7 protein-coding genes are annotated in these 10,972 nt (G+C 60.2%); 2 read left to right on the top strand and 5 right to left on the bottom strand.

The annotated features are described in order from the left end of the window. Window positions 1-85: 85 nt before the first annotated feature. From QM659_RS16390 to QM659_RS16375, 4 genes are all read right to left on the bottom strand, one after another. The gene (locus QM659_RS16390; protein ID WP_415189246.1) at window positions 86-256 is read right to left on the bottom strand and encodes a hypothetical protein; all 171 of its coding nucleotides are present in this window, start codon (window positions 254-256) and stop codon (window positions 86-88) included. A 93-nt stretch (window positions 257-349) separates the two neighbouring features. Further along, complete coding sequence (locus QM659_RS16385; protein WP_415189245.1) at window positions 350-2,239, bottom strand: ABC transporter ATP-binding protein; 1,890 nt, start codon at window positions 2,237-2,239, stop codon at window positions 350-352. Window positions 2,240-2,307: 68 nt separating this feature from the next. Next, window positions 2,308-4,146, bottom strand: coding sequence for an ABC transporter ATP-binding protein (locus tag QM659_RS16380; RefSeq protein ID WP_415189244.1), 1,839 nt, complete (start codon window positions 4,144-4,146; stop codon window positions 2,308-2,310). A gap of 184 nt (window positions 4,147-4,330) precedes the next feature. Continuing rightward, window positions 4,331-5,266, bottom strand: coding sequence for a helix-turn-helix domain-containing protein (locus QM659_RS16375; protein WP_415189243.1), 936 nt, complete (start codon window positions 5,264-5,266; stop codon window positions 4,331-4,333). Between the two features lie 357 nt (window positions 5,267-5,623). On the opposite strand from QM659_RS16375, the gene QM659_RS16370 reads away from it, so the two are divergent. Together QM659_RS16370 and QM659_RS16365 are read left to right on the top strand one after the other, a co-directional pair. After that, the gene (locus tag QM659_RS16370; RefSeq protein ID WP_415189242.1) at window positions 5,624-7,822 is read left to right on the top strand and encodes a TonB-dependent receptor; all 2,199 of its coding nucleotides are present in this window, start codon (window positions 5,624-5,626) and stop codon (window positions 7,820-7,822) included. Then, a complete protein-coding gene (locus QM659_RS16365) occupies window positions 7,822-9,123 on the top strand; it encodes an MFS transporter (protein WP_415189241.1) in 1,302 nt (433 codons plus the stop codon). The genes QM659_RS16370 and QM659_RS16365 overlap by 1 nt, the downstream gene beginning before the upstream one ends. 691 nt (window positions 9,124-9,814) lie before the next feature. Here the strand turns inward: QM659_RS16365 and QM659_RS16360 are convergent. Then, a complete protein-coding gene (locus QM659_RS16360) occupies window positions 9,815-10,468 on the bottom strand; it encodes a BRO family protein (protein WP_415189247.1) in 654 nt (217 codons plus the stop codon). Window positions 10,469-10,972: the final 504 nt, after the last annotated feature.

The raw sequence follows: 10,972 nt of genomic DNA, 5'->3' as shown, positions 1-10,972 counted from the left end.
GCGGCGTAGTCATCAACCGCAAGCGCTCACGCTGCGGCCCTCACCGGATGCTTACGACAGGCCGGGAAACCGGCCTGTCTGCAAGTCACGCGGTGCGGTTGAGCCTGTGGCGCACGAAGCACCGATGCAGCGTCATGTGCGAGGTGGAGATCGCGCCGACCTGCTTCAGCACCTTTGGCACTCGCGGATGGACAGCCGTGCACGGCGTCCGATGCGCGATGTCGATAGTCGACGAGAAGGAACGGCGCCTACTCATTGAACACTTGGAGAGGCTTTGCGTGAGAGAGCGCCTCGCCCTCGTTATGCGGCGGGTCAAAACGGCACATGAGGGCCGAAAGCGGTAAGACAATTAGTGCCCCGATCTCGGCTGCTCAACCCTCGGAAACGGACGCAGTCCCAAAGGACCGCGCTGGAAGTCAGGCTTTCCTTTGTTTGATATCGGCGCGGCTCCGATTCGCCACTGCGCCGCTTCGGTCCAATGATGCCAGAGACCTTGATAAAGGCCTCCCGCATCGACGAGCGTTTCGTGGCGGCCATGTTCGACGATCTGACCGCGATCCATGACAAGAATCTGGTCGGCGGCGCGGATTGTCGATAGTCGATGAGCAACCACGATGAGCGTCTTGTCGGCGACGAGCGACTGAAGCGCCGCCTGGATAGCGCGCTCATTGGTCGGATCGATCGCCGCCGTCGCTTCGTCGAGCAGCACGATGGGGGCATCCTTGAGAATCGCGCGGGCGATGGACACGCGCTGGCGTTCGCCGCCTGACAGTGCAGCCCCGCCTTCGCCCACGCGCGTCGCATAGCCTTCCGGCAGCGCTATGATGAAATCGTGTGCCTGAGCGGCGCGGGCCGCTGCCTCGACTTCTTCGACGCTCGCATCCTTTCGGCCGAAAGCGATGTTGTCGAAAATCGTGCCCGAGAACAGACAGACGTCCTGAAACACTACGGTGATAAGCCGGTTCAGGCTTTCCGCCTCAATGTCGCGGATATCGACGCCGCCAACGGAGATAGCGCCGCGATCGACGTCCCAGAACCGGGGAATGAGATTGAGGATCGTGCTTTTTCCGGCGCCGGACGGCCCGACGATGGCTGTCATGGAGCGTTCCGGGATCTCGAAAGTCACGCCGTCGAGCGCCGAGCTTCCTGCCGTATAGCCGAAGTCGACCGCGTCGAAAGATACGGCGAAACCCCTCGGCTCGCGGGCAGCTTGCGGGAGTGGCAGCGGCTTGGCGGTGAGAATACGGTCCATGCGCGTCAGCGAGGCGTCCGCCATGCGCGTCAGTTCCATCACGGCGACGAGACCGACGAGGGAGCCATAGAGCGCAAACACCAGCATCAGGGCGGCAAGCGCCGTTTGCGTATCGATAGCCCCGCCGAGAAGCCGCGTTCCCGCAACGCAGATCAGGAGCGGCACCCCAAGCATGATCGTGAGGCTGAAGCCGACGAGCGGCGCTGTGAGTTTCATCACCATGTTGACGGACATGTCGCGGAACGCTTTCAGCGCGGCGCGGAAATCCTCCTGCCCTTTGGCCACGCGGTTGAACGCGCGGATGACGGCGATGCCCTGCACATATTCGATCATGCGCGCAGCCGCTTCGGCTTGCATGTCCTGCCGGTGGATACCGAGCGCAGCAAGGCGATGACTCGACCACAGATAGATCGGCACGCCGGCGGCGATGGACACGGTCGCCGCGAGCGCCACGGCCCAATCGAGCCAGGCGAGGTAGAGAAGCACCGCCACGGGAAGCCCGAACGCCTGCGCGATGCGCGGCAGGGCGTCGGACATGAAGCTTTCCAGCATCTGCATGTCGGAGGTCAGCACCGTGACCGTGTCGCCTTTGTTTCGCGAAAGGTGGAAGCCGAGCGGCAGGGTGCGCAGCCGGTCCAGCATCGAAAGCCGCAGTTCGCCTGCAAGCGCAAAGCTCGCGAACCAGCTTCGCGTGGCGGAAAGATACCCGAACAGCAACTGGCCGCCGAGCGACAGCGCCATCAGCCCCGTGACCTGCCACGCCCAGGCGTAGGTCATGGTCGCTCCTGCGGCCAGCGCGCCGATGACGGAAATCGCGGTGGCGAAGGCAAGCCCGAGGCAGAAGGACTGCGCGAAGCGAAAGACGATCCCGGCGAGCACGCGCCCACGCAGCGGCCCGGCCAGCGCCCAGAGGCGTTTGAAGCTTTCGAGATCGGAGCGGACCTCCGTTCCCGTGGCATCGGTCATCGCAGCGACTGTGTCGGTCATGATCCTTGCCTTCCAGCCTTTCTATCTCTTTGACTTTTATCGTGCGTGCGTCTTGCCGGAAAACCGCTTCACACTTTTCCGGACGCACTCTGGCGCAGCGTTTGCTGGCGCGCGGCGGTGTAATCGGCCCAAAGACGCGCATAAAGACCATCCTGCGCGACAAGGTTTTCATGCTGGCCAGTTTCGGCGACGCATCCCCGGTCGACTACGACGATAGCGTCGGCGGCGGAGATGGTGTGAAGTCGATGGGCGACTATGATCAGGGTGCGCCCGACGGTCAGTGCCTCAATCGCCTCCTGTATCGCTGCTTCGTTATCGGGGTCGGCGAAGGCCGTGGCCTCGTCGAGAACGATAATGGGGGCGTCCTTCAGAATGGCGCGGGCGATGGCGATGCGCTGGCGCTCGCCGCCCGAGAGCGTGGTTCCTTTCGCACCGAGGCGCGTTGCGTAGCCATCCGGCAGTGCCGTGATGAACTCATGCGCGCGCGCGGCCTTTGCGGCGGCTTCGACCTCGGTGTCGGTTGCGCCGGGATTACCGAACCGGATATTGGCGGCGATGGTGTCCGAGAACAGGAAGGTGTTCTGAAACACGAAGGCGACCGTATCCATGAGGTCGTCAAGGCTCATGTCGCGGACATCGACGCCGCCCACTGTCACGCGGCCTGACCGCACATCCCAGAAGCGCGGCACAAGGCCTGCGATGGTGCTCTTGCCGCCGCCCGAAGGCCCGACGAGCGCCGTTACCGTTCCCGCCCGCGCCGTGAAACTTATGCCGTGCAACACGTCATGCTTGCCATAGCCGAAGCGCACCGCCTCGAAGGCGACGTCATGGCCTGTGGGCTTCGGCCCATCGCGCCGGTCGGCCTGCGGGGCCGTATCGAGAATCTCCGCGACGAGCGTCGAACCCATGCTGATATGAGCGAGTTCATGGAATTGATTGAACAGCTTCAACAGCGGCTGGCTGTAATTCGCTCCCAGGATGATGAAGAAGACGAGCGTCGGCAGGTCGAGGCTACCCGACGCCATGAGGAACAAACCGACAGGCAAGATGAAAACGATGTTGGCGAGAACCAGACTGAAGAAGGTGCCGCCCAGCGGGAGATAGTCGCGCGCCCATTCCGTTTCGATCTTCGCATAGTTCTTCACAGCTTCGCTGGTCGCGGCAAAGCTTTCGCCGGCGCGGTTGAAGATCTTCACGACGCCCATGCCCGCGAGATAGTCGACAATCGCGGCGTTCATGCGCTGCTGTGCCGCCTGATAGGCGCCAGCCCGACGCCCTCCGCGCGTCATTGCGGTGACGATGAGCACGAAAGAAACGGGCGTCACGACGATTGCCGCAAGCGCCATGCGCCAGTCGACCGCGAACAGCCAGATGGAAACAGCAAGCCATGTCGCTAGCGCGCTGACGCCTTCCGGCACACCGTGCGCGACGATGAGTTCGAGCTTTTCCGGCTCGTCGATGACGAGTTTCTTGGCGTCGCCGCTTGGACGGTCGGCGAAATAGCCGAGCGGCAGCCGCGCCATGTGCCGGGCCACGCCAAGGCGAAGGCGGTAGATCGCGTCGAAAGCGACGATGTGCGACAGGGCCAACGCGAAGCCCATCGCAGCAAACCCCAGGAGGACAGCAAGCAGCGAAGCCGCCGCATAGCCAAGCACGGAGGACCACGCCAGCGAGCCCGCGATGATCTCGCACACGAGCCGGTAGACAGCCCAGACGGGGACCAGTTCGCAGGCAACCGCGAAGGTTGCGATGGCGACAGTCGCGCCGAGCTTGAGCTGCGCCCCCTCCATGAAGCGCCCGACAAGCCGCAGGCTCGCGAAATAGTCCGGGCTCGACGTTTGGCTGGCCGATGCCTCGGGATCTCTCACGTCAGCCTCCGCTTCGAGGCCAACACTCGTCGTTGTCATTGGCTCACGCGCCCCCGCGCCTGTTTTCTTACCGACTGAACGAAGCTCTTTTCGGATCGCGATGTCTAACGCGAACGGGACTTTTATTGATCGAAACGGACGAGCCACGCCGGGCAGTCTACAGCGCTCCGTTCCTCGCTGCGTTCTTCTTGAGCGAACGGATGAACCGATCCACGACGCGACACTATTTCCGATAGCGGCTCGGCAGCATGCCTTTCACTGCGGCAAACGCCTTGCTGAAGTGGCTCAAGCTGCTGAAACCGACGGCGAATGCCGCTTCGGTGACAGTTTTTCCCTCGTCCAGCAAAGCCGCCGCCACGTCGATGCGAACTTCGCGCAGGTGGGCGTGAACCGAGTTGCCGACGACCTGCCTGAACCCCTCCTTGAGCTTGCGCTCGTTCACACCGACCTCGCGAGCCAGCCGCGCGATGGTCCAATCGACATCGTAGTGGGCTTCGATGATCTGTTGCGCTCTGTGTACGCGCAAGCGGTCTTCGTCGCGAAGGCCGCCCCTTGTCTGGAGCGGCTGCGAGAACGCGTCCACGACGAGGCTCAAGCATTCTATGGCCTTGCTGTAGAGATAGAGTTTCCGCGCAAGCCCATGCTGAAGGCGGCATCCGGCGATATCCCGCGCCGCCTGGAGAAGCGGTGCCGACGCCTGAAACCCGACAAGGAAAATCTCCTGATCCGGTCTGCTGTGATCGCTGAGCAGATCGCCGCCGAGCCGCGCCAGCGCCACTCCGCCCGCCTTAACGAGAAAACGACTTTCGAAGCGGAGATCGACGAAATGAAAGCGTTCGCCTGCCTTCACGGCGGTTTCGCCGAAGGCATAGCGGTGGCTCGTGAACAGCACACCGAAGCCCGGTTTCACGTCCAGAGGTAGAGCGCCATCGATCGAATACGTTCCGTATCCGCTCAGGCAAACGCTGAGCGAGAATGTCGGCGGACCTTCAGCTCGCACTGCGAGATTGGAAGGAACGGTGGCATCGACTGTATAGATCGCCACGTCCTCCTCAGGTTGGTCGATACGCGTGAAGCCCTTCCAGCCAATGAGTTCGATCTTTCTGTCGAACGTCTCGCGCCACGCCGCAGGAACGGCGATTTGTTGATGATGAGGCACACTCTTCTCCGGCCTGCGGAATTCCTGAAGCGTTCGTTCCGCTTCCATCAATAACAGTCCCGATGTCGCTAGACAATATTCCTCTGCGTATATCTTATCCAATGCACGAACGGCAATCGCTACATATTAGATCTATTCTGAATATCAATTCCAAAAAGATCAGATTTATATTTCGGCATGGGTTGCATTGTAGACAATAAATTGACGTGAATGCTTCCGTATATCGCGAGGGAGTTGAGTATTATCTACAACAAAAGAGCGATTATATAAGTTCTGGCAGTAGAAAATATCGCACCCGGGCAAGGTGCGATATTTCGCTGTTAGCTTTGTCTGGGCAAGTAGAACAGGGGTGGGACTATGAAATTGGGCGAAATATCGCCCCGGGCGCAGGCCCCGGGGCGCGGCTACACGCATGCCAGCACGATCGTTATTGCAATGTGTCTCGGGTTTCCACTGGCGACACCGCAAGGGGCATGGGCACAAGCTTCCGGAAATCAGACTGAGGCTACCCAGGCCGCTGGCGCCGGCGGGGCCGTCGATCTCCCGACCATAACGGTCGAAGCGCGCGGCACGGCAGAGCTTGCAAGGGATCTCCCGTTTGGCGTGACCTCGATACAAGGAAACGACATTGCCGAGCGCGGCCTCGTCAGCGTTGAAGATGTGCTGCGCTCAACGCCAGGCGTGAGCGTCAATTCGTCGGGTGGCGCCAACGTTTCCACTATGTATATCCGCGGCGTCGGCGCCCTCTATCCCATGAGCATGGACGACACGTCGGTGGTTGTGAACCTCGACGGCAGCCCTCTGACCAGCCGGCATATTTCGCTCGGCAATCTCGACGTCGAGCAGATCGACATCCTCAAGGGACCGCAAGGCACACTTTTCGGCGGGATCGGGGAAGCCGGCGCAATCAACATTACAAGCCGGAAGCCGACGCGCACCACCGAGGGGTATGTGGGTGTCGAAATGGGGCAGGACGGCAACCGTCTCGTGGAGGCCGCCGCCGGCGGTGCGTTGTCGGAGCAAGTGGCGGGCCGCCTCGCCATCCGTTATTCGGCCTTCGATTATCCGATGACCAACATCCAGACCGGGAAGCCCGTATCCGAGCCCGATATTGTCGCGTTCCGGGGAAGCCTTCTCTGGGATGTCGCTGCGGGGACATCGGTGCTCATGTCCGCCGAGCGCCAGAAGGCGAGCGAGATGGGCGAAAACATCGTTCTGCGTCCTTACGGCAGCAAGCCGAAAATGGACGTGACGCCAGGCATCTATGACGACGCGGAGAAGACGCTTGAGCGTTACTCGGTCCAGGCCAATCACACCCTGTCGTTCGGGCAGGTCACGTCGATCTCATCATACACGAACGCGTATAATATCTCGCCCGTCGTCTACGATGCATTCATCCAGAGAGCCATCCATAATAATCAGAATGCCACGGAATACTGGCAAGTTCAGGAATCGCGCGAAAAGGTGGCTACAGAAGATCTGCGGCTTGGCTCGATTACGGGCGCCAACGTCTTCTGGGTGACCGGTTTCAGCTTCCTGCATTCGGATCGTTCCTATGATCACCCGCGCAACACCTACACCAAATACGGTAATAAGGCGGCCCAGTTCCGCGATTTCACGATCGACCGATATGGCGTCTACGGCGAAACCACTGTTCCGGTCTTCACAGACTGGAAACTGACAGCGGGCATTCGCCATACGTGGGATTCGAAAACCTACGACGGAACCTATTATTCTGGGAGCGGTGTCAAGACTGGCGAATCGCTCAGCATGAGCGACGATTTCACCACCGGTCGCGTCGGCCTCACCTACGCCCTGACGTCTGGCGTGAACCTCTATGGCACCCTCTCGCGCGGCTATAATCCCGGCGGCTATCAGGAATATGCTGTCGCCGCCGGCTCATCGAGCTACAAGGCGGCGAAGATCAACAGCGTGGAATTGGGCGTGAAGTCCGAATTCATGGACCGTCATCTTACTCTCGACGGCGCCGTTTTCCTGACGAAGGTCGAAGACAATCACCTGCTGTCGTATGACTCAAAGACTTACGTCTCCAGTGCCGTGAGCGCCGACACGCGAAGCAGAGGTGCGGAGTTGCAGGCGGGCTGGCGTTTCGACAATGGCGTTACCGTGACGGGCGGCGTCATCTTCATCGATGGAGAGATCCAGACGAGCGTGTACGGAATCGGCGACGGAGCCGTGCTTGCGGGAAACCGTATGCCCGACATTCCGCGTTGGGCGGGCACCCTCGCGGTGGTTTACACGCGTGAGCTGCCGCCTGTGCTCGACATCCCGGCGCCGACCCTCACCGCCCGCCTCGATTACCAGTATGTGGGCGAAAGACCGGCCGATCCGCAGAATTCCTTCGATCTCGATGCCTACCACAAGATCGATACGCGCGTCGGCGTGAGCAGCGGGAACAAGGAGGTATACGTATTCGGCCGCAACCTTCTCGACGATCATTATGACCTCTACGGCTACTTCGCGCCGCCGAGCGTCTCTTACGGAGCGCCCGCTCCTGGCCGTATTCTCGGCGTCGGTTTCAAGGCGACATTCTGATGCCGAACCCTATGGCGAAAAAGCCTGATCCTTCCCGGATACCAGTGCCCACGTGGCTGCTTCTCGGCAGCCTCTATACAACCCAGTATCTCGGATTGGGCTTTCTCGTCGTTGCCCTCGTCGCGATCCTTCGCGACGAGGGAGCCCCGCTCGATCAGGTCGGGCTTGTCTTCCTGCTCGGCATGGTCTGGCCTTTGAAGTTTCTCTGGGCGCCGCTCATTGACCGGGTGCGCTTTGGGCGGCTGGGGCATTATCGTGTCTGGCTGCTGCTGATGCAGGGCGCTCTGGTGGCCGTGCTTTTCGCCATGGGGTTTTTTCATCCCGCACGTCAGTTCGAAGCCGTTTATGCGCTGGCGCTGCTGTTGGCGTTATTTTCGGCGACGCAGGATATCGCGGTCGATGGCATGGCGTGCCGCTTGCTATCCTCCGAGGCGAGAGGACCAGCCAATGGTTTGCAGATCGCAGGTGGGCTTCTGGGGAACATGCTCGGCGGCGGCGTTGTATTAATGGCCTACCCGACGCTTGGCTGGCAGATCGCCCTGTTCATTCTGGCGGGCTGCACGATGATCTCCTTCGTGCAACTGCTGCTCTTTCGTGAGCCGGTGTGGGAGGTTGCGCCAACTTCGGAGGCCCGCCTTCTCCGTAGCATCGCCAGGTTCTGGAAGCGCCCGGGTGGGCCGTACTGGCTTTTCGTGGTCGCGCTCTATTGCCTTGGCGCTAGCCTTACCTATGGTGTCCTTGTGCCGTTTCTGGTCGATCGTGGATGGGATATGGAACGCATCGGCCTTGAAGTGAACATCCTCGGCTCGCTTCTTGCCATAGCCAGCGCCTTGCTGACGGGAAGCATTATTCGGCGCATGGATCGCGGGAAAGCCCTGATCGGGGGCGCGATCGTCCAGTTCGTTGCCATTGCAGCAATCGCGCTGCCTGTCGTCGGTTTTTTGGGCGACGTCGGTCTCACGGTGGCGTGCTGCTTCTATTTTCTCTTCTATCCGCCCGCTGCGACGATCCTAGCCACCACTATGATGGATCACACCTCGTTCGAGCGTCCAGCCACCGATTACACCTTCCAAAGCAGCCTCAACATCCTCTTTGCCATCGCATCGATGTCCGCGGCGGCTGCACTGGCGGACTTGAAAGGTTATCCGACCGTATTGATGGTCGCGCTCTCCTTTGCAGGGTTCGCAATCGTGCTTGCGTTCCGGTATCGACCGATCAGTTTGCATGATTCAAAGATTGGTCTTCTACAGAAAACAGAGATCAAAACGCATGCAGACAGCAACTCCGGTTTGACGAGGTAGGGTTCATCAGAATGCTAATCGCTTCAGCGTGCCACCCCACCGTAACGACAGTCGCCTTCTCCGCCTGACCATTTTTATGCTTCAACAAGATCATGGAGTTCCGAGGCGATCTCCACCTCAGTAAGGGCTCCGTCAGCTTCCTTTGCCGCCGTGAGCTCAACGCGTGTATTTGCCGCACCCCGTTAAGAGACCGAAGCGTAGTCGTTCATGGTTGCCGCGCTTTTCGCGCGCCTCGGATGTCGGGATGTCGTAGCGCTCCTCGGCAAGCAAGATGCCGCCGCCGGCCACCCGGCTCCAGCAATAATGGAACCGCTCCATGTCAGGCGAGGGCAAACCGCGCCGTTTGTAGGGCCTTTCGGCTTGTCTAAGGCATCAAATTGGATTCTCGGGCCCTCAAGAACACTCTTACCTTCGATAGCTGACATCCCGCGCAAGACTTATATTGTCTGCTCCCCGCCTTCTGCGCCCTATCTCAAAAGGGCTCCGCTCGAAGTCCCCTGACAAATTCGCGTGAAAACCGTCGCTTCGAAGCGAGGCAGCGGCAAACGGAAAAGCAGGCCGGCTGCCTAGTCGTCACGCGTGGCGGTTCAGCCTGTGGCGCACGAAGCACCGATGCAGCGTCATGTGCGAGGTGGAGATCGCCCCGACCTGCTTCAGCACCTTGTGGCACTCCCGGATCGATAGCCCCTGTCTACGCAGGGCCCACCTGCGCTGCCGGCGCGGTGCCCTTTCTCTGCGCGAAGCGCTCCGGCCTCAAGCAGCGCCTCCATGGCCGGCCCGTAGTACGGCGGGCGATCTCGATGAGCGGCACTCCTAGCTCGCGGGCAAGGCCCCGCGCAACCGGCAGAGCCGTCGACCGCTTGCCATCCAGCATGAAGGACAGCATGCTCTTCGACACGCACACCCGCTCGGCGAGTTCGGTGTAGCTCTTGATCCCGGCAGCAGCCATCCTTGCCTCGAACCAATCGCGGGTCCAGCCGTCTACCGGCATCTGCCAGGCCTTGCGCTCCAAATCCATGATCCGGTTTTCAAGCCCAACAGCATAGTCGGTGGTTGAAAGCATCAAGCGCTTCAAGGCGAGCACTTCGTCCGCGAGGACCAGTTCACGCCGGTGCGGCTCCTCGGCCTGGCGGGCGCTGTATGAGCCCGTCTTGCGAATCGATGGCAGTACTTCCGACGTGACCCACTTCTTGAAGCGCTTTGCGCTCTCTTTGCGGCTCATAAGGATCAGACTGTAAAGGCCGGACTCGTTGATGACGGTCATCTGCTGCACGCCGCCAGGGGTGCTCACACTATGAGCCCCCTTCTCGTCGTCATCGAGGCGGGAAGCTGCGCGGTTGGACAATTGTGCCGCGCTCGGCAAGGCGCTCAATGGTGCGCTTTATGCTATCATGGCGCCCCCAACTCGGCGATATCGCGACTCCACATCGTGAGCGGCTGGCCGCTCGAGGTGTTCATCAGCTCGTTCATGCTTCCCTCAATTTTGTATAACCCCGACGCGTTTTTATATCCAATCGACGAGGTTTCCAACTCGTCAACGTCTATCACGCCAAAAGGGAACCTACCTTCGAACCGCATGAAGGTAGGGTACCTCGCGAATGGCAGGTTGGTGTCTTATCGAGCGGTCCTACTCCGGCTTGTAGGCCCCCTCTTTTTCTGAAAACGGCTAAAAACGTAACAAATGCTCAAAATCAAGCACTTAACTGTTACGGTGCAGCTTTGCCTTTCGTTACGTTCTGAAAACCGTTACAACAGCGTAATCGGATAAGTCATTGAAATAAAAGACTTGTACGTTTTACGTTACGATTCCGGAAAAATGCCCCTAATAGCACGAGGCAAGGTAGGTAGG

The organism is Rhodomicrobium sp., assembly GCF_047605405.1.
Classification (GTDB): Bacteria; Pseudomonadota; Alphaproteobacteria; order Rhizobiales; family Rhodomicrobiaceae; genus Rhodomicrobium; species Rhodomicrobium lacus.
The sequence above is the reverse complement of the archived record's forward strand: the minus strand, read 5'-3'. Positions and strand labels throughout refer to the sequence as shown.